General features: G+C 46.6%; 17 protein-coding genes. 6 read left to right on the forward strand and 11 right to left on the reverse strand.

The annotated features are described in order from the left end of the window. The 5 genes from QZ176_RS08160 to QZ176_RS08180 form a co-directional block, all read right to left on the reverse strand. The coding region (locus QZ176_RS08160; RefSeq protein WP_295152688.1) for a hypothetical protein at positions 1-3,611 on the reverse strand (3,611 nt) is incomplete at its 3' end. Between the two features lie 576 nt (positions 3,612-4,187). Then, positions 4,188-4,991, reverse strand: coding sequence for a transporter substrate-binding domain-containing protein (locus QZ176_RS08165; RefSeq protein WP_005870746.1), 804 nt, complete (start codon positions 4,989-4,991; stop codon positions 4,188-4,190). Between the two features lie 101 nt (positions 4,992-5,092). Beyond that, a complete protein-coding gene (locus tag QZ176_RS08170) occupies positions 5,093-5,899 on the reverse strand; it encodes a transporter substrate-binding domain-containing protein (RefSeq protein ID WP_295152690.1) in 807 nt (268 codons plus the stop codon). Positions 5,900-5,993: 94 nt separating this feature from the next. Then, a complete protein-coding gene (locus QZ176_RS08175) occupies positions 5,994-6,803 on the reverse strand; it encodes a transporter substrate-binding domain-containing protein (protein WP_295152692.1) in 810 nt (269 codons plus the stop codon). A 412-nt stretch (positions 6,804-7,215) separates the two neighbouring features. Continuing rightward, positions 7,216-7,719, reverse strand: coding sequence for a hypothetical protein (locus tag QZ176_RS08180; protein WP_295152694.1), 504 nt, complete (start codon positions 7,717-7,719; stop codon positions 7,216-7,218). Positions 7,720-7,802: 83 nt separating this feature from the next. Between QZ176_RS08180 and QZ176_RS08185 the strand changes: the two genes are divergently transcribed. After that, positions 7,803-8,681 (forward strand): aminotransferase class IV, encoded by an 879-nt coding sequence (locus QZ176_RS08185; protein WP_295152696.1) that lies wholly within the window; start codon positions 7,803-7,805, stop codon positions 8,679-8,681. 46 nt (positions 8,682-8,727) lie between these two features. On the opposite strand, the gene QZ176_RS08190 is transcribed toward QZ176_RS08185, so the two are convergent. Further along, positions 8,728-9,693: a DUF3137 domain-containing protein gene (locus tag QZ176_RS08190; protein WP_295152698.1), complete on the reverse strand. Its 966-nt coding sequence runs from the start codon at positions 9,691-9,693 to the stop codon at positions 8,728-8,730. Between the two features lie 8 nt (positions 9,694-9,701). Beyond that, positions 9,702-11,039, reverse strand: coding sequence for an AAA family ATPase (locus tag QZ176_RS08195; protein WP_295152700.1), 1,338 nt, complete (start codon positions 11,037-11,039; stop codon positions 9,702-9,704). 56 nt (positions 11,040-11,095) lie between these two features. Here QZ176_RS08195 and QZ176_RS08200 point away from each other — a divergent pair, with 56 nt between their 5' ends. Next, entirely contained in the window at positions 11,096-12,478 is a 1,383-nt protein-coding gene (locus QZ176_RS08200) for an SH3 domain-containing C40 family peptidase (RefSeq protein WP_295152702.1), read from the forward strand. A gap of 341 nt (positions 12,479-12,819) precedes the next feature. On the opposite strand, the gene QZ176_RS08205 is transcribed toward QZ176_RS08200, so the two are convergent. Next, entirely contained in the window at positions 12,820-13,383 is a 564-nt protein-coding gene (locus tag QZ176_RS08205; protein ID WP_295152704.1) for an isoprenylcysteine carboxylmethyltransferase family protein, read from the reverse strand. Between the two features lie 482 nt (positions 13,384-13,865). After that, positions 13,866-14,885: an ABC transporter substrate-binding protein gene (locus QZ176_RS08210; RefSeq protein WP_295152705.1), complete on the reverse strand. Its 1,020-nt coding sequence runs from the start codon at positions 14,883-14,885 to the stop codon at positions 13,866-13,868. Between the two features lie 159 nt (positions 14,886-15,044). Between QZ176_RS08210 and QZ176_RS08215 the strand changes: the two genes are divergently transcribed. From QZ176_RS08215 to QZ176_RS08230, 4 genes are all read left to right on the forward strand, one after another. Continuing rightward, positions 15,045-16,469 (forward strand): SPFH domain-containing protein, encoded by a 1,425-nt coding sequence (locus QZ176_RS08215; protein WP_295152707.1) that lies wholly within the window; start codon positions 15,045-15,047, stop codon positions 16,467-16,469. 610 nt (positions 16,470-17,079) lie between these two features. Next, on the forward strand, positions 17,080-17,763 hold the full coding sequence (locus tag QZ176_RS08220; RefSeq protein ID WP_295152709.1) for a hypothetical protein: 684 nt from the start codon (positions 17,080-17,082) through the stop codon (positions 17,761-17,763). A gap of 119 nt (positions 17,764-17,882) precedes the next feature. After that, a complete protein-coding gene (locus QZ176_RS08225) occupies positions 17,883-18,671 on the forward strand; it encodes a sulfite exporter TauE/SafE family protein (RefSeq protein ID WP_295152711.1) in 789 nt (262 codons plus the stop codon). A 363-nt stretch (positions 18,672-19,034) separates the two neighbouring features. Then, positions 19,035-19,844, forward strand: a complete 810-nt coding sequence (locus tag QZ176_RS08230; protein WP_295152713.1) for a hypothetical protein — start codon at positions 19,035-19,037, stop codon at positions 19,842-19,844. An 80-nt stretch (positions 19,845-19,924) separates the two neighbouring features. Here QZ176_RS08230 and QZ176_RS08235 read toward each other — a convergent pair whose 3' ends face one another. Together QZ176_RS08235 and QZ176_RS08240 are read right to left on the reverse strand one after the other, a co-directional pair. Continuing rightward, on the reverse strand, positions 19,925-20,611 hold the full coding sequence (locus QZ176_RS08235; RefSeq protein WP_295152715.1) for a hypothetical protein: 687 nt from the start codon (positions 20,609-20,611) through the stop codon (positions 19,925-19,927). Positions 20,612-21,098: 487 nt separating this feature from the next. Beyond that, positions 21,099-21,338, reverse strand: coding sequence for a hypothetical protein (locus QZ176_RS08240; RefSeq protein WP_295152717.1), 240 nt, complete (start codon positions 21,336-21,338; stop codon positions 21,099-21,101). Between the last annotated feature and the right edge of the window lie 113 nt (positions 21,339-21,451).

Below are 21,451 nucleotides of genomic sequence, written 5' to 3' on the forward strand. Positions count from 1 at the left end.
CCGCTCTTTAAGCTAGCTAAGCTTGCGGCACGGGTTTCGGCGAAGGATTTGGTATTAGAGTTTACGCGCGCGCTAGGAGCCGAGGAAGCATCAAATCCTAAATTTAGATAATTGCCGCTTTGATAAATTTTAGGGTTATAGCTTAGACTTACTCCTACATTTAGCGTTGCATGCATATTGGCTGCGTTAGGGGCTATAAGGCTGCCGCTTCCTTGCTTATTGATTAGATGAATCTCGCTGCTTGGATTAATCGGGCCGCTTACTCCGCTGATATAAGCCGTGATATTGCTTACGTTGCTTAGATCGGTATTAGCCGTAGGATCACTTAGGGTAAGTACGCTATCGCCTGCTCTAATGGAGCTAGGAAGGAAAAAATTTAGCCTGTCAAAGCCGCTAATATTTTTAGCGCTTAAGGAATTTACTGCCGCAGGAGAGCTATTGCTAGCTCCTATGTTAAGGGTGTTACCGCTGCCGCTTGCGCTTATTACGCCTACATTGTGACCGCTGATAAAATTTAACGTATTATTTGCGCCTGCTGCGTGGATATTTCTACCGTTAAAATTCTTATCTTCTCCCGCTTTGCCTATATCTATGTTATTTCCGTTAAGACCGCCGGCACCAAGATACTTCTGCAGCTCATCCGCATCAAAGTCTCCATTTATGCTCTCGTTAGTCTTAATAAGCTTTTGAATATAAAGCTCCCGCTCATCCTCGCTTATATTCATACCGCCTATATTTCTGCTAAAGGTATTGGCATCTTTTATAACATAGTTTTTATTTAGCTGAGTTACGTAGCCCTTGTCTTTAAAGCGCGGATCATATCCGGTAAATTTACCGCCTCCGCTTTTATAGGCAAGTGTGTATTTCTTATTGTCGCCATCTGGATAGCTTGCATTGTTTAAAGCGTTAAATTCGCTTGCCGAGTTTACGAATATATCGGTACCGCTTAGGTCGGTATTGCCGGAGCTGGTTAAGCTTAAAGCTCTTTTGGTACTAGACGAAGCATCGTTTTCTATCTCGCTAAGGGAGGCTAGGTTAAATTCCAATTTATTGAAATTTGCAAAATTCCCTGCATTTAGGCCATTGCCGGAGTTTGAAGATAGGATATTTAGGCTATTGCCCGAATTGCTAGCGTTTGCACTAGATACGCCGTATATCGTGCCTGCTACGCTACCGCTTCTGAAATTTACTACGTTGTTGCTGCCGCTAGCGGCTTCCGCCGCGTAGACGTTGCCAGCAACTTGCGTGTTGCCGTTTAAATTTACAGTGTTGGAGGAGGCGGTGCCGCTAGCCTTTCCGCCGTATACGCTTCCGCCTACGTTTACCGAGTTAAGAGTGATAGTGTTGGAAATCGCGCTGTTTCCCTTGCCGCCTACCGCCATTGCTCCTACGCTGCCGTTGTTTATAGTTACGATATTGGATTTGGCTTCTCCATTGCTAGTATTGCCGCCGTAAATGCTATTGTGGATTATCGTAGCATTCGTAGTTACGCTATTATCGTGGACATCCCCGCCTCCGCCGCTATTATGGACGTTGGCAGCGTTTACGTATTTAACGTCTATCCCGCTTGCTTCGAAAGTTACATGGTTATTATAAATTTCTTGCGGGGTAGCGGAATTTGAGTATCCTCCGTCGATCTCACCTATGTTGCTTCCGCCCTTGATCTTGGCGTAGTTATCGTGGATGCTATTGCTTCCGTCCGTAGCGTCGTCTCTGCCCGAGCTTATGTTTTTGCCGCCTAGATTGCCTGCATTCTCCTTTACTATTACGGTGTTTCCTTTATTGCCGAATAGCTCAGTAGCGCCCGCAGCCCTATTGGAATTTTGATTTTGCATTAGCTCGCTTTGATCGAAATTGGGGTCTATCCAAGAACGAGTTAGAATGCCCTTTTGCATGATTAAATTCTTACTGTTTTCGACTTCGATCGTGGTGCCGGTGATTTGATAGTGATCTTTGTCGGTAATCGTGTAAATTTGATTATCTTGCACGGTTTGCGCGGCTCTGGTGATCGTGCCGCCGCCAGAGTTGTGGATCAGATAGTACTTTCCTTCGCCAAGATCTGATTTTATACCCTCTATCTTTGTGCCGTTTAAATTCGTATTGCCGCCAGTGGTTAGAGTAAGTGGCGCATCGGCTTCGGTAGTAGAATATAGATCGTGAAAATTTATAGAGCCGAAATTTTTAATGTCCTTGGCTTTTTTCACGCCGCCGCCGACCCAATTTTCGATATGCAAGGTATTGGTTTTATCCGTAGGCTTATTGCTGCCGTAGATTGTACCGCTTATCGTGCCGCCTCTAAAATTTACGTTGCTATTCTCGACGCTGCCGCTTGTAGCGTAGCCTGCATAGACGTCTCCTGCTATCGTCGTTCTTTCTTTATTGATATAAACGACTGCGTTTTTGACGCTTCCCGCACGTGCGCCATAGACATTGCCTCCGATGTGTACGCCTTTGTTGGAGTCTGACGCTCCTAGAGTAACTCTATCCCCGTCCGATTCGCCTGCGATACCGTCTGCTGCAGCGACATCACCTTTTACGGTGCCTTTTATAAGATCAACTACGCTTCGCGAGCTTGAGGCGCCGCCCAAAGAGCCCGTGACACTGCCTACGATTGTATCGTCGTTGCTGATTTCCACGCGATTTGCGCTCATTACGCTAGCACTATTTGCTTGACCGCCTACTACTTGGTAATTTTGCGCTTTTAGCTTTGCGCTTATGGATACGGAGTTTGCGCTAGAGTTTCCGCTTCCGCCCGCTGCGCCCCAAATTCTACCACTACCGCTTAAAGTAATAGTGCTTGTGCCGCCGTAATAAGGCGCCGTTATATTGACGCTATTAGAGTTACTTTGCCCTGTGGAGGATTGCGCGCCGAATATATCGAAGCTCCCTCTAAATGTGCCACCTTTGATAGTTATTCTATTTGATACGGCATCGCCGCCGCCGCTTACTATGCCGCCTACGATTACATTTGTAACGGAGCCGTTGCCGATAGTGCCTCCGTCGATTGTTATGGTGTTAGAGGAGGCTTTTTTGTCCGCTCCGCTTCTGCCGCCGATGATATTATAATGTCTATTTGAGCTACCGCCGAAGTTATCGGCATTTCCCGTAATTTCGGCGCCGTATTTTACAAAAACCTGATTTCGCGTCGCTTCGCCTTCGTTACCTGTTTTAGACGCCGCTATGCCTTGCCCGCCTACAACTAAATTTACCTTAGAGCCGTTTTCCAAGCTCACGTAATTATCCGATACACCCTTGGCCTCAGCACCTATTGCGATACTCACGTAAGCGTTTGCGCCTCTAATCGTAAGTCTATTGTTGGAGGCGGAGTTTAACTCGGTAAAGCCCGCAATCCCGTCGCCGCTTCCTCCGCCGTAAATCACGCTGCTGGAGTAGTCCGTCCCGCCGCTTACAACGCCCGTAATCGTCGTAATATTGCCATTTGGGCTGGTACTTCCGCTGCCGCTAGTGTTGCCGCTAAATCCCGCCGAATAGAGGTTATTATGGGTATGGATAAGCGGCGGATTAGAATCTGCATTGCAAAGTGCTTGTGCGGGCGCTAGTGCGAGTACCGCTGCGAGGCTAAGCATAGAGGAGCAGATGGATTTTTTCATATATTGATCCTTTGAAATTCGTAAAGTTTGCGATTATACATAAAAATAGATCAGTTTGCAATATGAAATTTTAAAGAAGCGCTGGTTAGTCTTTGACAGAGGGGGCTGCGTTTGTAATTTTAAGTAATAAAAATTTACTCTTTGCACAGAATAAATTCATGGCTGTGAAATTTAACCTTTTTTTAGGGGGGGGGTATTTCGAGTGGATTGCAAGTGGTAAAAAAATCCTAGTAAAGAGATTTTGAGCAAAATTTGAAATAATAAAAATCTGAGCTAAATTTATTTTAGCAATTCCAAACTGCAGTAGAATTTATGCAGGGTAAATTTTAAAAGGACGAAACAAAAGTCTGCGCGCTGCAAAACTCAGTAGAATTTATGCAAGATAATTTTTAAACGAGCGGAATTTTATATAAATGCCGTTTCGCCCGCGAAAATGCTTTTTTGAAAAATTTAAACGAGCAAGATTGGGCGATAAAATTTTACGTGATTTCCGCTGCAAGAGCTAAAGCATAGCAAGCAGGAGATAAATTTACGCGATAAATCTTGCGTGATAAATTTTAAAATGAGCCGCAAATCCTACAAGAAGCTGTAAATTCCATCTAGCAAGAAATATCTTTTATCCGCAGCGCCGTGATAAAATGGATTAAAAGTTCCCTCGTATGCCTTTTCAAAAAAGCCTTCTTTGCTTAGCTTTATAAGCTCTGCATTGACGAAATCCAGTAGCTCTTTATTGCCCTTCTGCACGCCAATACCCATGAAATCGGGCTTACCTAGAGTTTTAAGCGGCACTTCTACCTCGCTATCGACTACCGGATATGCCATCGCGATGAGATTATCGGTCGCGTAGGCGTCCACGTCGCCGTCTTTTAGCATGCGGTAGCACTCCCTGGCGATCTTACAAAATGTAAAATTTCCAAAGCCTTCTTGTTTAAAAAATGCCTCGCCCGTACCGCCGCTTTCGAGTAAAATTCTCTTCTCCCGTAGATCGGCTAAGGATTTTATTCTATCGGCTTTGCGGGTTAAAACCCCAAGATTTACCGAAAAATACGGTGTTGAAAAATCGATCTGCTGCGCGCGTTCAGGCGTAATGGTAATCGTAGCGATGACGATATCTACGCGGTTGTTTACTAAAGCTGGAATTCTATCCTCGACCTTCATCGGCACAAGCTCGATTCTGCCGCCTTTTTCGCCGAAAAGATCATTTGCTATGGCCTGCGCCATCGTAACTTCAAAACCCTCAAAAGTTCCATCGTTCAGCTCGCTAAAAGGAGGCTGTCCGTCGTAAACGCCAATGCGAACGACGCCTTTTGATCTGATCTGTTCCAAACTATCGGCGAAAGCAACGATAAATGGTAGCAACATTGCAAGAAGCAATTTCATGGCAAATCCTTAAATTTAATCTCTTTTCCGCCTTCAAACGAAGCAGGAAATTTTATTTATTAAAATTCTAAAAGCCGGACTTAAAAATTTAAAGCAAGCTCTTAGAGCATATTATAAATTCCATCTAGCAGAAAATACTTCTTATCTGCCGTACCGCGATAGAATGGATCAAAGCTCTGCTCGTAGGCCTTTTTGAAAAAGCCCTCTTTGCTTAGCTTGATGAGCTCTGTATTGACGAAATCAAGTAGTTCCTTGTTGTCTTTCTGCACGCCGATGCCGATGAAATCGCTAGGACCTAGGTTTTTAAACGGCACTTCCAAAGTATCATCGATGACGGAATATGCAAGCACTATGAGATTGTCGTTTATATAGCCGTCCGCATCGCCATTTCGAATCATTTCGTAGCATTCCTTAGCCGAAGCGCAATGGCCTAAATTTTTAAATCCTTTGTTTTTGAAAAATTTCTCGGCTACCGTCGCGTCGCCTTCGAATACGATCTTTTTATCATGAAGCTGTGCGATATCGGTAAAAGCGTCGGCTTTGCGCGTTAATACGCCTAAATTTACGGAGAGGTAGGGGAGGGAGAAATCGATCTTTCTTTTTCGTTCGTTGGTGATGCTAAATAGACCGATAACTAAATCAAGCTTATTTGCCTCTAAAAATGGAATTCTATCATTTACGCTTAGTGGGATGAACTCGATTTTGCCCTCTTTTTTGCCAAAAATTTCTTTAGCGATAGCGTTTGCAAGATCGATTTCAAATCCTTCAAATTTGCCGCCGCTAGACTCGCAAAGCGGCGGATGATCGTCGCGCACTCCGATGCGAATGACGCCGTTTTGTCTGATTTGATCTAGGCTATCGGCAAAAAGCGCCACACAAAATAGAGCCGCTATAAAAAGTAGTTTCATTTTATGTCCTTAAAATTGGATTTCGCATATTATCCGCTTATCATAAATGACGTTTTAGTCGAAGCCGTTAGATAAAAAACTGCTAAATTTCGTCCTAAAATATGGCATAGAGCCCATCTAGTAAGAAATATTTTTTATCTGCAGCGCCTTGATAAAATGGCTTGAAAGTTTCATCATAAGAACGTTCGAAAAAGCCCTGTTTGCTAAGTGTAACAAGCTCTTTATTTATCAGATCAAGCAGTTCGGTATTGCCTTTGCGCACCCCGATGCCTAAGAATTCTGGATTGCCTAGATTTTGGATTGCTACTTCTAAATTGTCGTCGATAATGGAATAAGCTAGCACGATGAGATTATCGTTAACGTACGCATCAGCTTTGCCTTGTTTAAGCATATCGTAGCATTCGGTAGTAATGGAGCAGTGGATTAGATTGTGGATTTTATTTTTATACAAAAAATTTTCTGCCGTAGTACCGCTACCCTCTACTAAGACCTTTTTGTTTGAAAGATCGTCTATGCTTTTGATACCATCGCTTTTACGCGTCAAAACTCCCAAGCTCATCGAAAAATATGGATAAGAAAAGTCGATTTGCCTTTTTCTATCTTGCGTTATAGTGATGGTCGCGACTGCAAAATCTACCTTATCGTTTTGTAATGCAGAGATCCTATCGGTGGCATTTAAAGGGACAAACTCGACTCTACCGCGCTTATCGCCGAATATGCTCTTAGCTATAGCATCTGCAAGGTTGATTTCAAAGCCTTCGAAATTACCACTTTTTTCATCACTGAAAGGTGGCCTACCATCACGGACACCGATTTTAACGACTCCGGCAGATCTGATCTGCTCCAAACTGCCCGCAAAAACATTGCTGCAAAGCGTAAAAATAATGCAAAAAAGTAGCTTCATAAACTATCCTTTTCTTAAATTTAATATTATCCCTTAGATATTGTGTGATTTTACCCTAAAATAGTTAAACATAACTTCAATTACATAATACGGATTGCTAAATCGGTAGTAAGTGAACGAGATTAGAATTTAAGAAGCGATAGATAAAATTTTATGAAGTGAAATTTAGCCGTAGCGAAATGTCGCGCAGGAAAGTATAGACTTTAATTAAAATTTATCTATCGTAATTTACGGCGCAGTTTTTGCGGTATCGCCATAGAATTTTAATTTGGAATTCATCCATCATACCTGCTTGCTTTTCGAGCTGGAATTTTACGTCTTGCCTACGTGCCGCATATTTCGCAATAAAATTTTAAAATTTGCTTGGATCGTAATGTTTTTTTGCGTTATAGAATTTTATGGTATTTTAAAACTATTTTTCGCCAACTTCTACGATTTTGCTTAGCACGTATTGTTCTAGCTCGCGTCTAGGCACGTCGTTTTTGAGCGCTTCGTTGTAGATGTTTTCGACTATGCGGCTGTATTTTTCGTAGGGAAAGTAGAGGAAATGGTTCGCCCATGCGCGTTTGATGAGCTCGTGGGTAAGCTTCTTTCTAGCCCACGCCTTAAAGCAATCAAAGCCGATAAAAACCGCCGACGTCGCTATGATCGTAAATAAAATGGAGAAGTGAAAGTTGATCTTTTCAAACGTCGCGTGCGTCAGCGTTATCAAAAACATAACGCTGACGAATGCGAAGCAGGCGAAGATCACGTAGGATTTGCCGTAGTTAAATTTAAAATTTAGCTTCGAAGGATCGACGAGCATCCCGTCGTTAAACTCGGCGTTGGCTTCGAGCAGATCACGGAAAAGCACGGGTTTATGCGACACATGAAACATAATTTCTAAAAGCCTATCTTTAAAATTTGATTTATCCATCGGAGTTCCTTCGATTTTTGCGGCATTATATCTTAAATTAAATTGTTATAAGATAAAATGGTGCGAAATTTCAAGGAGAGATTATGTTTGAAATCAGCGGAATGAGCGGCGACGAGATAGTCTATATTAACGGCAAGCTTTGCAAGGCCAAAGAGGCCGCGATAAGCCCTTTTGATCGCGGTTTTGTGCTTGGAGACGGCATCTATGAAGTAGCGCCCGTGGTAAATTCTAAAATTTGCGACAGGGCGGATTTTTGGGAGCGCTTTGAGCGCAGCGCCACGCAGATCGAGCTAAAAATTCCATATTCTCGCGAAAAATATGAGGAAATTTTATATGAGCTCATCGCGCAGGGCGGCGTGAGCGAGGGCGCTTTCTACACTCAGATCACAAGAGGTGCCGCGATGCGCGATTTTGATTACGTTCGCGACATCGAGCCCAGCGTCTTTGCTTTTGTGTATCATACGCAAATTTTTGATAATCCGCTCGCAAAAGAGGGGATCGAGATCGTAAGCCTGCCCGAGATCCGCTGGCATAGGCGCGACATAAAATCTATTTCGCTTCTTGCGCAGTGTATCTTAAAGCACGAGGCCCATAAGGCGGGCGCTTATGAGTGCTTTTTGATCGAGGACGGGCTAGTTACTGAGTGTTCGAGCTCTAGCGCGTTTATCATCAAAGATGACGTTCTGATCACGCGGCCGCTTTCAAACGACATACTGCCCGGCATCCGCCGCAAGGTGATCTTGGGTCTTGCCGAGCAAGCGGGGCTGAGCGTGCAGCAGCGAGCGTTTGGAATGAGCGAGGTTTATGAAGCCGATGAGGCCTTCATCAGCGCGGCAACGCTGATGGTGCTGCCGATCGTAAAAGCAGACGGCAGAGCGATCGGCAGCGGTGCGGTCGGCAAATACGTACCTCGCCTGCGCGAGATGTACGCCGCGCGGCTAAGAGCCGAAGCGGGGCTGTAATAGGGCGGTCAAATTTAGCCCGTTAAATTTAAACTATTCGGGCTGATTAAATTTTGCTTTCTAGCTCGCCGGTTATGCGGCCCAGCTCGCTTACTAATTCTAAAATTTCAGCCAGTTCGTATTGGTGAGCATATGTCGTTCCGGTAGTTGGAGGTATGCTAAATAGCTCTGTTTCGAAGCGGTTCGGCGCGCCGTTTAGAAATAGGTAAAATTTATTATCCATAAACGCCGCGCTTATACTAAATTTATGGTAGTATCGCTTTAGCTCGTTTAGTCGCTCCATCAGCGCGGGCGTTAATAGATAGCGAGCTTCGACCTTGTCGTCAGCAAACACGCGAAATTCGCTATTAAAAATGACGTTGTCCATTAGCTCCTTCTCGCCTAAAATTTTTGTATTTAGCTCGCGGCTCGCCAAGATGGTTTTGGCGTAAAATCTCTTGCCGAATTCGCATATCAGCACGCTGCCGTTAAAATCCATATACGCATCATATAAGCTCATCGCAAGCGAAGCTAGCTTCACATAAGTATTGTCTATGCCCAGATCGTAGTTCTTTTTGATTCTAATTGCCTCGCTGAAGTTAAATTTTACCCCATCCCATTCGCCTTTTATCTCATCTTCGCTGATAAAATCGGAGTTTGCAAAGATTCCCGCTCGCCTGAATTCCTTCGCGCTTATGCCACGTCCTGGCGAATAAGTAAGCTGCGGATACGCCTGTGAGATCGCCGTGCGCACCAAAACTTTTTTGTAAAATAGTTTATATTCATAAGCAGCGTCCGCAATGCCGTCGTAAATGCAAGCAACATAAATAATCAAAAGCACCGCGTAGATAAGATAGACTTCGATCATCTTGTAATCCGTATCATCGTCTGTTTTAAATACCGCATCGATCGCAAACATTACGATAAATGGGAACAGATACAAAAATGCTATCTTGGCATAGATCATCACTACCTTGCAAATGCACTTTTTTTGTTTGGCTCTACTTAGCGCTATCGCCCTGTCTAGTTGCATGCGTTTCCTTAAATTTTTTGATCCGAAATTTTATAAAATTCATTCTCTTGATAAAATTTCACCACCGCCTCGTCCGCGCTTGCGCTACGCTGCAAATACCGCAGCAGGGGCTCTGCGCGCGTATATATCACGCCAAGCCCCGCAAGGCTCGTCGCACGCGAAAGCGCCACGTAGAGCTGCCCTTTGGCAAAGATCCTGTCGATGTCGCAGATGAGCTGCGGAATGCTCATGCCTTGGGATTTGTGGATCGTGATGGCGTATGCGAGCTTGAGCGGGAACTGATAATACCGCGCCAGCACGATCTGCTCGGCATCCGCGCCGCTTGCGGCGATCTCGCTTAGTTCGTATGTTTGCAGCTGCACGCGGCTTAGTATGCCCGAGGGTTTTTTTACGACCACGCTTTCGATCTCGCCGCAGGAACTTTTTTCGATCTTTTCGACGACGCCTTGCTCGCCGTTGAAAAACTCGCCGCTTTTGTTTGCGGTAAATAGCACCTTTGCGCCCTCTTTCAGCGTCAGACTTTGCGGCGTATTTAGCGAGGCGATCCATTTTTGAATTTTTTGCTCGCTCACGCCGCTTTGCAGCGCTTCATAAACGCCCTCAAAGCTGCTTTGCGGCGCATTAAGCTTGGCTAGTCTAGCGCTATTTATCGCATCTACTTCGGCGTTTCTGCCCGAGATTATCGTAGCGTTCGGCTCAGCTCGCGTGGCATCGATGATCAAAGATCGCATCAGCTCCGCCGTCTGCTCGCTTGGGGTGCCGAGCCGCAGCTCGCAAAGCAGACGGTATAGCGCCGCATCTGCGGTGCGCTTGGAGCCTATCATCTCGACGTAAAAAAACTCGCACTGCCTCCACGCGTACGAGCCGAAGGCGTAATCCGAGTCGCTAAATAGGCTCGCGCGCAGTGCGCTCTCTCCATCCTTGCGCACCGGCGGAAGCTGATAAAAATCGCCCGTAACGAGCAGCCGCCCGTTAAATTTAGAGCTTGAAATTCTAAGATAGATCATCTCGAAAAGCTCGGCGCCGATCATCGAAATTTCATCGATCACGATGAGGTCTGCGAGGGCTAAAATTTTTCGTAGCTCGCTTAGCTTGCCGCTTTGTTTGCGATCGAAGCCCTTTAGCTCCTCGTGGTTTTTGCAAATGCCGAAGCGGAAGAAGCTATGCACGGTCACGCCGCCGATCTCTACGGCGCTGATGCCGGTGCTGCCGAGCACGATGACGAGCTTGCCGCGAGCGCGGTAGTTTTCGATGAGCTCTTTTATCACGTAGCTTTTGCCCACGCCTGCGCCGCCCGTGATGAAAATATTGCGATCTTTTAGCTTTTGGATGATGAAATTTATCAAGTTTTTTCCTATTTTTTGGCAAAATTATAGCCAAAATTTTTTAAAAGGCATTTTGTTTGAAACGATTAGTATCTCTCATCTTCGCGGCTTTAATCCTTGCAGGTTGCGGTAAAACCGTCCATAAATTTATCCCGGAAAATCCCGCGGTTTTAGATCTCGAATACGCTCAAAACAGCGAGCGGCTACCGGCTCCCGCTTCGGTGCAAAACATAAGCGGAAAAGCGTTTAAGAGCCGCTATTTTAAAATTTGGTTTGACGATGCGCCCGTGAAGGCGGGAATCGATACGTTTTGGGGGCTTAATTACGCCAAGGGGCGCCACTTTGACGCCGCAGGCAGGATATACGACGACGCGGTCTATCAGAGCATTCGTGCAAACGCCAATGAAGAGGCATTCGGACTAATTTCAGCGCCCGCTATAACGGTAAAAAATGCGCTGCTGCGAAATATCCCGAGCGACTTGCCGATTTTCGGCGATCCGAGCGAGCCGGGGGAGGGCGAGCCGTTTGATTACGCCGCAAATTCCGCCGTGAGCGTGGGCTATCCGCTGCTGCTGTCGCATTATAGCAGAGATGGCGCGTGGGCGTTCGTGCGCAACGACGGCGTCTGGAGCTGGATCAGAAGCGATGCGATAAAGCGCATCAGTCCCCAGCAGGCGGATATCTACGCAAATTCTAAATTTATAACGATCCTGCGCGAGGACGCCACCGTTTATGACGAAAACGGCGCGGAACTTTTTAGGGCGCGCACCGGCACGATCCTGCCGTATGATTTTAGCGGTGAGCGCGATCTTGGCGGCACGCTCGGCGTACGAAGTGTATTCGGCGGCGAAATTTTAACCCAGTTTGGCAGCAAGAGATATTTCGTTAGCGCGGAGGATGCGAGACTTTGGCCTGCGCTGCTTGATGAGCAAAACTCAAAGATCGTAGCCGCTAGCCTGCTCGGGCAGAAATACGGCTGGGGCGGGTATAAATTTCTTCGCGATTGCTCGCTTATGACGAAAGACTTTTTGGCGAATTTCGGGCTGTGGCTGCCGCGAAATTCCAAGGCGCAATCGGCTCGCGGCGAGCGTTTTTCGCTGGCGGGGATGAGCGCGGATGAAAAGCTCGAGCTCATCGGCAAAAACGGCGTAGCGTATAAAACCCTGCTGTATATGCCCGGCCACGTGATGCTCTATGTAGGGCAGGTGGATGGCAAGCCTGCGGTGCTGCACGATATCTGGGGGCTTCGCACGATGGATGGCGGACGCGCGGTCATCGGACGCACGGCGATTACGTCGCTTACTATCGGCTCGGATCGCGCCGACATCGCCGAGGATCGCCTGCTAATCTCTCGTATCAGCGCGATGAGCGTGCTTTCGGGCGAGGATGACGCTATTTTGGACGATCGGTTCGCTCCTGAGGATCGGGGTGCCTTATCTGCGTATGCGAGTGGAAATTAGCGGCACATACGGGTATAAGCGTGAATTGGGCTTTGCTTTATAGCTGCCGTCGTAATTGATTTCGCTGTTTATGGAGTCTCCCGCGCTTTACGGACGCCATAATGCCTGCAAGCGTAAATTTAAAATGGCGTTTTTAAATACCGACTATTTTAAATTTAGCCTAGGCGGCGAGCAAATTTGAAATTTTGAGTTTTTAAATTTAGTTCTAAATTTAAGCCTATATCTCGCAGTCTTTAAAATTTCGAGCGGAATTTTAAAATTAGCCCGCAAGTCTATTAAAATTTTAAAAGCTCTATCTAAATTCGCGCTCCTGCTTTAAAGCTCAATCGCGCGCCGTTCTCTTAAAAGAACAAAAAATATCTCGGCGTCTTGCGTTTATACTTTAGATACTCCCGCCCGTAGGCTTGCTCGCAGTAGCGCTCCTCGCCCAGGACCACGAGATGGTTGTATATGGCAAAGGGCACTATCGCTATGAGTAGCCACAGCGACGCTGAAGCGATACAAACGCCCGCCATGCCGAGGAAATAAAAGAGATACATCGGATTGCGCGATAGGCGGTAGATGCCGCCTTGTGCGGCTTTATCCGCAGGAGCCGCCGCATAGTCGTAAAAAGCCTTGATGAAGCCCGCAAAAGCCGCTACGTAGATCGCCGCTCCGATCCAAAACCACGCGCTGCCCGTCTTAAACGGCACGAACACCGACAAAATAAGCAGTGCTACTTGCAGCAGCGAGCTTATGATCGCATTTCGCTTGTCCGCGAGCGTATACCACGAAGTATCGGTGGCGCGCTTGCCGACCTCCTTGTAGATAAACATATACGCGAACTGTATCAGTACCATAGCAAATGAGGGTATCCAAGCGCCCGCTAGAGCAGGCTCAAGCGTCGTAAAAAATGAAATTTCCATGACTGCCTCCTTTGCTTTAAATTTTATCTTGCAGTCTTGCTTTCCCTTTTTTGCTCGCCGCGGGTTTAAATTTTATTCCGCTTAGCGCCGCCCGTTTGACATACTGTGGCTATGTTTGCTCGGCACGCCGCGCGTTAGGGATGCCGCTTCGGTTGGGACAATGTGGCAGCGACGCCGTCATTTAGGTATAGATGCGCCGAGCACCGATGGGATCTGTGCTTTATGCGGGCGGCATCCGCACTTCAACGCGCCAAAATGCGATAGTGCCGCTTGTTTTGACGATACGATCGACGCTCGCCCGTATGACTGACGATTTGTATATTCGGTGTCGAGATAGGACAGGCGGTCTTCTCGGCGCTGATGTGCCGCCGCACAATGAAACATTCTGTGCCGATGTATCCGCCGCCTACTACACGATGAGCATTCGGCACAGATGCAGCCTGCTAGGTGCGGCGCTGATGCCGTTGCTTCGGTGCCGCATCTTATTTACCCTCCGGGTTAAGTCCTTTTAAAATATAGCCAAATTCCGCGTCGCTCAGCTCGTAATTCATAAATTTTTTATAAAACGCCTTTGTTTCGGCTTTCACGTCGATGTCGGCAAAGAGCTCCGGCTGGATGGTTTTGGCTGCCCATAAAATTTGAAGTACCGTATCCGCGCCGTATCGATCCCAGTTAAAAACCCCGCGCGGATTGCCGTAAACGCGTCCGTTTTTGACCGCATCCGTGCCGCTGTAAACCGGGCTAGCCTTGATCTTCTCTACCGCATCTTCGTTGTGATCGCCGCCCACGATTATGATCTGCGGGTTGCTAGCTATGATCTCCTCGGCAGTGATGGTTTTCATCGGACCTTTTGTGGCGGTGATCGCATTCGTTCCGCCGGCCAGCTCTATCCACGAGTCGATCAGCGTGCCCTTGCCGTCGATCTTTAAAAGATCGCTTCCGCCTACGATGTGAAGGACGCGCGGGCGCTTATCGGGACTTAAATTTGCGGTGCGGCCGCTAACCAAAGCGATATTTTTATCGAGATTTGCGATCAGATCCTTCGCTCTTTGCGGCGCGTCGCCGCCTAGCATATCGCCGCACATCCTGATGCTTCGCCTCATCTGCTCGTAATCGCTAAAGCTCGCCTTTAAAACGGTAAAGCCCTGCTTAGCTAAATTTTCGCCTGCCAGTGCGGTTGAGACGATGACTACGTCGGGGTTACGGCTCATTAGTTCCTCTAAATTTACGTCGTTATTTTTTAGCAGCACTGGGATCTGCGCTAGGCGCGGATAAATTTTAAGAAACCATGCGTTTTTGCTGATGTTATCGGTGGTAGCGACGATCTTGTCCGCTCCTCCTAGGGCCAGTAAAATTTGATTGTTCGAGTGCCAGAGTGCCGCGATGCGCTCAACTTTTGCGGGGATTTTGACCTCAGCTCCGTCCATATCCTTGATAGTTCTAAGCTCTGCCGCGCTCGCAAAAAGCGCACCCGCTAAAAGCAGTAGTAAAAATTTTTTCATTTTTTCTCCTAAAAGGTATTGAAATATACGCTGCGATATTACAAAAAACCTCATTAAAATTGCGTAAATTTTAACTGCCGCCGCCGCGATTATTTATTATTTTTCAAAGTAAACTTTTATATAATCCATTTTAAATTTAGCATTTTTGAAGGAGAGAAAATGGATGAAATTTTATATTTGATAGGTGCCGCCGCTGGGATTTTAGTGGTGCTTTTCATCATCGTGCCTCTGTTTTTTAGGCGCATAGTGGAGACGAATGAAGTGCATATCGTCCAGAGCGCGCGTAAGACGACGAGCTACGGCAAAGATACCGGCAACGGTAACAGCTATTATGAATTCCCAAGCTGGGTGCCGGTGCTGGGCGTTACGAAGATCGTTTTGCCGGTCTCGGTCTTTAGCATCAAGATCGAGGATTACGAGGCGTATGATCTAGGCAGGCTTCCTTTCGTCGTTGATATTACGGCGTTTTTTAGAATCGTGGATTCAAATTTAGCCGCACAACGCGTCAATAATTTTCAAGACCTTAATAACCAGCTCACAAACATCATCCAAGGCTCGATTCGTTCGATCCTTTCGAGCCGCGTGCTTGAGGACATCTTGCAGATCCGCTCCGAGCTCGGAGATGATTTTACCAAGGCGGTAAAGACGCAGCTGCAAAACTGGGGTATCGAGCCCGTTAAAAACATCGAGTTGATGGATATCCGAGATAGCAGCGGCAGCAAGGTCATCTTAAACATCATGGAGAAGAAAAAATCCCAGATCGAAAAGGAAAGCCGCGTAGAGGTCGCAAACAATACCAAGCTCGCTCAAATCGCCGAGATCGAAGCCGCGCAGGCAACCGAAGTGCGCCAGCAGGAGGCCAATAAGATGGTGGGCCTTAAGACCGTCGAAAACGAGCGCGAAGTCGCGATCTCAAAGGAGCAGGCCGAGCAGCTCATCAAGGATCAGCAAAAGATCACGCAGGAAAAGGCGATGGAGGTCGTGCGGGTAAACGACGTCAAGCAGGCCGAGATCAAAAAGCAAGTGGAGATCGTAAAAGCCGAGCAGGAGCAGCGCAAGATCGAGATCGACGCCGAAGCGCGCAAAAACGCCAAAATCCGCGACGCCGAAGCGATCAAGGAAAATCAAATTTTAGTAGCGCAGGGCGATAAGGAGAAGCAGTTTCTTGCCGCCGCGGCGCTTTTGGAGATGAAGGACAAAGAGGCGCAGGGTACGCTAAAGATAGGCTCTGCCGAGGCCGAGGCGCTTAGGTTAAAAGAGCTCGCGCCGGTAAACGCACAGATCGAGCTCGCGCGCGAGATCGGCGAAAATCAGGGATACCAAACCTATCTCATTTCGATCAAACAGATCGAAGCAAACCGCGATATCGGTCTGGAGCAGGCCAAGGCGCTAAGCGCGGCGGATCTTAAGATCATCGCAAACGAAGGTAGCGTGGGCGAGGGGATGAGTAAATTCGGCGAAATTTTAAGCGCCAAGGGCGGCACGCAGCTAGCCGCGATGCTCGAAGCGCTAAATCAAAGCGAGGTCGGCAAAAAGGTGCTGGATAAAATTTCGGGCGCCAAGAGTGAGGACAAATCCGAGTAATATTCGCAGTCTCGGGCGAGTAGAATTTTAAATTTATACGATAGCGGCGCTGCGGAGGAGAGTAAATTTGAGTAATCGCTGGCGGCACAGCGCGGGCGAGCAAATTTGAGCGGCCTGCCCGTCCGGGCGGTTTGGCTGTCCGCATTTGGATAAAATTTAAGACGCTATATGGAATTTTAGAGATTGTGAAATTTCAAATGCTCGCTAAATTTCAGATCTTCGTGGAATTTTAAAACGCTGCGGAATTTTAAATATCGTGAAATTTAAACGCCGCGAAATTTCAAACGCTCATAAAATTTCAGGTCCTTGTGTGCGAGTATTTAAAGGCGGTGCGGTATCGCAAGTATTCGCAGAGCGCCGAAACTGCGGGTAAATTTTAAAAAATTGGCAAGGCGAGATTTAAAATTTAGGCACGGGTGCATAGCATTTACGCGAATTGCACTTAGTAGTTGTAGGTTGCCGCCAAATGCTTGAGCTCTGCCGCCTAGCGGTCAAATTTTGCCGCCTAGCGAGGCTAAATTTATTCGGTTCGCATTAAATTTAAGAAGCGCGAGCCGTTTGAGACAGCGCAAAATTTAACCCGCTTGCATGAAATTTTAAGGAGCGTACGATGGCAAATGCCGTAAATTCCGCGCAGTACCAAGCGCGCATCAAACAGGCGGAAACTCTTTTCGAGGAGCGAAATTTTACTCAGCGCCAAACGATAAATTTAAGCGGCGGATATGAGATCGTAAAGGACGCATATAGGCTCGGCGCGACAAGCTTTAGCGGCGGCGAATACACGCTGTTTGATGCTCGCAAAATGCAGATAATAAGCTGGCGCTGTATAGACGATAGGGCGGAATTTTTTAGTCTGATCCGCCACGCAGACGGCAAATTTTACCTCGTTTTTCGCCAGGATCTATACGGCTACAGCGTGCTTGATCTAGCCTCAGCGCAGATCATGCGCCTCGTGCCGGACGCCTGGCTAGACGGCAAGGAGAGCTTCATTTGGGATGGCGTGCACTATCTGGGGGATTGGAACGCGCTGGCCGTTAGCGGCTGCTACTGGGGTGCTCCAAACGGCGTGCATTTGGTAAGCTTTGCCGAGCCGATGAGCGAAGAGCAGAGATATATCGATGTCTTAGACTGCATACAGGGCGGTTACGACATCTACGAGCAGGCTGATTTTGCGGGCTTTGAGGGTAATAAACTGAGCCTAAAATGCTTTCGCGCGGACACCTTGCGATATGAAAATATAAAAATTTCGCGCGAGCGCTACCGCGAATGGATGCGCGAAGCAAAACGACTATAAGCTTTAAATTTGCTAAATTTCGCGCCTAAATTTAAACGCTTGCAAGCGGTAAATTTTAATTACGAGCCGCCAAAAAGCGGAATTTAGAGAGATCAAAGGGGCTGAAATAAGGAATATGGATGTTTTTTGAATACATTTTAATCGGCACCTGCGTAGGCTTTATCAGCGGATTTTTCGGCATCGGCGGCGGCACGGTCGTGGTGCCCGTGATGATGCTCTTCGGCTACGACGTCAAGTACGCCATCGGCATCAGCATCATGCAGATGATCTTCAGCTCGATTTTCGGCTCATTCGTAAATTTTAAAAGCAAAATGCTCGACGTCGCGCCGGCGCTGGTGCTGGGGCTCGGGGGCTTTTGCGGCGCGCTTAGCAGCGGCTTTATCGTAAGCTATTTCTCCTCAAAATTTCTACTGGGCACGCTTATTTTGGTGCAGATCATAAATTTAATCAAACTATTCAAAACCCCGACCGAGCCCACCGGCGAGCCCAACGAATCTAAAATTTTGCTCTTTATCGTGGGGCTGTTCGTCGGCGCCGCGGCGATCAGCGTGGGTATTGGCGGCGCGGTATTCGTGATGCCTATTTTGATCAGCTTTTTAAACTACGACATCAAAAAGGCCGTCAGCACGGGGCTATTTTTCGTAATATTTTCCTCGAGTGCGGGCTTTCTGAGCCTTTCCGCGCATGGGCTCGTGTACTATAAGATCGGCGCGTTGCTCGGAGTCGGCTCGCTAGCGGGCGTTTACGCGGGCGTAAAAACCTCGCACAGGATCGGCAAAAAAGCTCAAAAGCGCTGGATGATCGCGCTTATCGTCACGATACTTTGTATAACGGTAGATAAATTTTTAGACTTAGGACTTTTGGCACGGCTTGGATTTTGGGTTTCGGATCTTTTGGCTAGTTTTTAAGATTTCTAAATTTAGTCAAACATCGGCGTTTAAAACCGCCCTTTGGAGCGAAATTTACCGACTAAATTTGAGGACTTTAACGCAAAATAGCTTTTTGCTTGCGTATTTTTGATCACGGCTAAAATTTGGGTAGTAAAATTTTATCCTAAATTTGACGGATTTGCAGATGAAATGAAAATTTAACTCGCTAAATCTCCAAATTTGTCCAACTTTTTACTTTAAATTTTACTCTCGTTTTCGGTGTTTTTAGCAAGTGCTCCTTTAAATTTGTATTTAAAATAAAACGTCTTTCAGGCGCTCAAATTTTGATAAAATTCGGCTCAGCGAAATCGGCAGAGAAAAGATCAAAATAAAGGAGACAAAATGGCGATAGACGGGGTGAAAATTATCGATAGCGACGATGGATACGATATATATTTGACTATCACCGAGCGCTACAAAGACGGCGAAGATGTTGAAACGATACTGCAAGATGTTTTGGCGCAGGCGGAGAATTTCTGTACCGATGAGCTTTATAGCGAGATTTATTGGACGGCTCTAGCGTATTCGCTTTGGAAGATCGGATTTTTAAACGACGAAATCCGCGAAAAAGCCCTTGCTATCATAAAAGGCGGCGCAAGCGAAATGTGGAATAAGGTCTTTGAAAAATCTCAAAAGAGCCGTCAAAAAGCGCTTGATAAATTAGCGCTTCAGCTAAAAAGCGAAAACCCTAGACCGCTTAAACGGCCCAAAATTTCGAAGCAAAAAACGCCGTATTTTGAGGAGGGCGACGTTTTGTCTATCCGGATGCAGCAGGGATACGGCGTTTGCTTTGTCTCGGCAGTAGATCAAGCGCCCAGGAATCTCGAGTATCACCTAGCCTGCACCAGACTGCTGCAAAAAGAGCCACCCGGCATGGACGATTTTTTAAAAAGCAAGATCGCAGGCTCGAAAAACGGCGGCTTCCTTAGAACGGACTGCTGGTTTAATCATAAGAATTTAAAGGAGCTACTGCCTCGTCTAAAAAAGATCGGTAAAGTAAAATTTACCCCGTTTAAATTAGGCGAATTATCTCCCGCGAAAGAATTGGAAGATTTTTATAATAAAATTACTGCCGATCCCAAAGTATGCGGCTTTAAGCTAATTGATACCGCTCGTTTCATAGAAGAGGTGATCGAAGATATAAAAGGATAAAAGCGTCGCGCGGTAAATTTTAAAATTTAACCCTGGCGAAATTTTGTAAATTTAGCCATTTGCGGTGGAATTTTGTAAATTTAACTCTCCGTGCGCGCTTTGCTTTTTGAAATTTCATCGCTGCTTGCACTATTTAAAATTTCATCATTGCTTGCGGCGGCTCTCGCGAGCGATTTTTGAAATTCGTATTTGAAATAAAACGCCCACGCGAGTGGGCAAAGGATTATTAAAATGACGGCTACGACTTCGGCGGCTTGCGCATGAAATATTACAAATAAGGCACCTATGTAGTTAAGAACATAAGAAAAACCCCAAAATACCGCGTTTGAGCGGTCGTTTGATATTTCGGTTGCGACCAAATAGATGCAAATGCAAATTAGCGAGGCAATTAAAAAGGCTTCAAGGACGCCTAGTTTTTGGTAGTTTACGTCCGAAGCAAAATAACCCAGTGCGCAAGATGCCAAGATTATCGCGAGTAAAATTTTGCGTAAAATTTTAAGTGATTTGACTTCGGGCGAAGCGTAGATAATATGCGCGCAAAGAGCTATAAAATAGGCACCTGCGACAAAATCAAAAAATATGTAATAAGCGAATTCTCCAAATATCCCCAAATCATAGCCGCTTCCTAAAATTTTTTCATCTATGACATATAGCGTGCCGAATCTCGCCGCTAAAAACGCAGCCGTAAGTAGGATCGGATGCAGCAGCGCTCTGCCTGCGAGCAGGTCCGCGTAAATGCGCCTCAGGAAATTTATCAATCTTTTCATGCTAGGCTCCTTTGAGATTTCGCCTCTTGCGGCATCTTTTGTAAAATTCTCGCCGTCTGGGTTGAGTTTAAATTTGATCTCAAATCGGGATAAATTTTAGCTCGAGAGCTTTTAAAAATCGCTTAGCGGCAAAGGCATAAATTTGCGCACCCGGGAGCGGGTCGCGTATTTTAAAATTTGCGCCGTTCAAATCATTTCCTATCGCAAGCTGTTTGCGGGCGGGCACATATTGCAAAAGGCGCAGACGAAATAGGGCAAAATAGACTCATTCGTCCGCTCGTAGCATTTAAAATTTTATCGATCTTTATAGTTTGCGGCGGGGGGGGGCGCACAGCGAGGTTTGTGTGCGGCCAGGTTGCGCGCAGGCGGCGGGTGGATTAAATTTTGATTTATCGTTAGCGCAGGTGCGCCCCTTTTCGCAGCGGATGCGAGGCAGGGCGCAAATTTTATAAATTTTCGGCAGATCGTCTAGCTCAAAGCGTAAAAATTACGCGCCTAAAACTACAGCCGACAAAAGCCCCCATAAAATGGCTTCTATCGCTAGCACCGAGTGAAGTACGGCCTTACTCATCGCTTCTCCTTTGTTTTTAATTTCATTATTTGCCAGACTCGGGCTGCTAGAAGCGTGCCCGATCGATGTATGGGCGGGATTATATAAGGTGATTGTGTTCTTAATGTGTCTTTTGAAATTTATGGCGAAATTTTTGCCGCCTGTCGTAAAGTGCAAGCGAGCGGCGGCAGATTTCAGGCAAAATTCAGCTACTTGTGTTAAGGCGCGGTAAATTTAAGCGAGCCTGCCGCCCGCCGTAATGCGCAGCAAAGTCGTAAAGGGCGGCAAAG

It is taken from the genome of uncultured Campylobacter sp., assembly GCF_905373215.1.
Lineage (GTDB): Bacteria > Campylobacterota > Campylobacteria > Campylobacterales > Campylobacteraceae > Campylobacter_B.

What these genes read in the sequence shown, in the direction of transcription:
- QZ176_RS08175 (WP_295152692.1), bottom strand. Translation starts at nt 6,803, where the DNA reads ATGAAGCTACTTTTTTGCATTATTTTTACGCTTTGCAGCAATGTTTTT.
- QZ176_RS08220 (WP_295152709.1), top strand. Translation starts at nt 17,080, where the DNA reads ATGGCAAATGCCGTAAATTCCGCGCAGTACCAAGCGCGCATCAAACAG.
- QZ176_RS08225 (WP_295152711.1), top strand. Translation starts at nt 17,883, where the DNA reads ATGTTTTTTGAATACATTTTAATCGGCACCTGCGTAGGCTTTATCAGC.
- QZ176_RS08215 (WP_295152707.1), top strand. Translation starts at nt 15,045, where the DNA reads ATGGATGAAATTTTATATTTGATAGGTGCCGCCGCTGGGATTTTAGTG.
- QZ176_RS08170 (WP_295152690.1), bottom strand. Translation starts at nt 5,899, where the DNA reads ATGAAACTACTTTTTATAGCGGCTCTATTTTGTGTGGCGCTTTTTGCC.
- QZ176_RS08165 (WP_005870746.1), bottom strand. Translation starts at nt 4,991, where the DNA reads ATGAAATTGCTTCTTGCAATGTTGCTACCATTTATCGTTGCTTTCGCC.
- QZ176_RS08180 (WP_295152694.1), bottom strand. Translation starts at nt 7,719, where the DNA reads ATGGATAAATCAAATTTTAAAGATAGGCTTTTAGAAATTATGTTTCAT.
- QZ176_RS08185 (WP_295152696.1), top strand. Translation starts at nt 7,803, where the DNA reads ATGTTTGAAATCAGCGGAATGAGCGGCGACGAGATAGTCTATATTAAC.
- QZ176_RS08230 (WP_295152713.1), top strand. Translation starts at nt 19,035, where the DNA reads ATGGCGATAGACGGGGTGAAAATTATCGATAGCGACGATGGATACGAT.
- QZ176_RS08210 (WP_295152705.1), bottom strand. Translation starts at nt 14,885, where the DNA reads ATGAAAAAATTTTTACTACTGCTTTTAGCGGGTGCGCTTTTTGCGAGC.
- QZ176_RS08205 (WP_295152704.1), bottom strand. Translation starts at nt 13,383, where the DNA reads ATGGAAATTTCATTTTTTACGACGCTTGAGCCTGCTCTAGCGGGCGCT.
- QZ176_RS08190 (WP_295152698.1), bottom strand. Translation starts at nt 9,693, where the DNA reads ATGCAACTAGACAGGGCGATAGCGCTAAGTAGAGCCAAACAAAAAAAG.
- QZ176_RS08235 (WP_295152715.1), bottom strand. Translation starts at nt 20,611, where the DNA reads ATGAAAAGATTGATAAATTTCCTGAGGCGCATTTACGCGGACCTGCTC.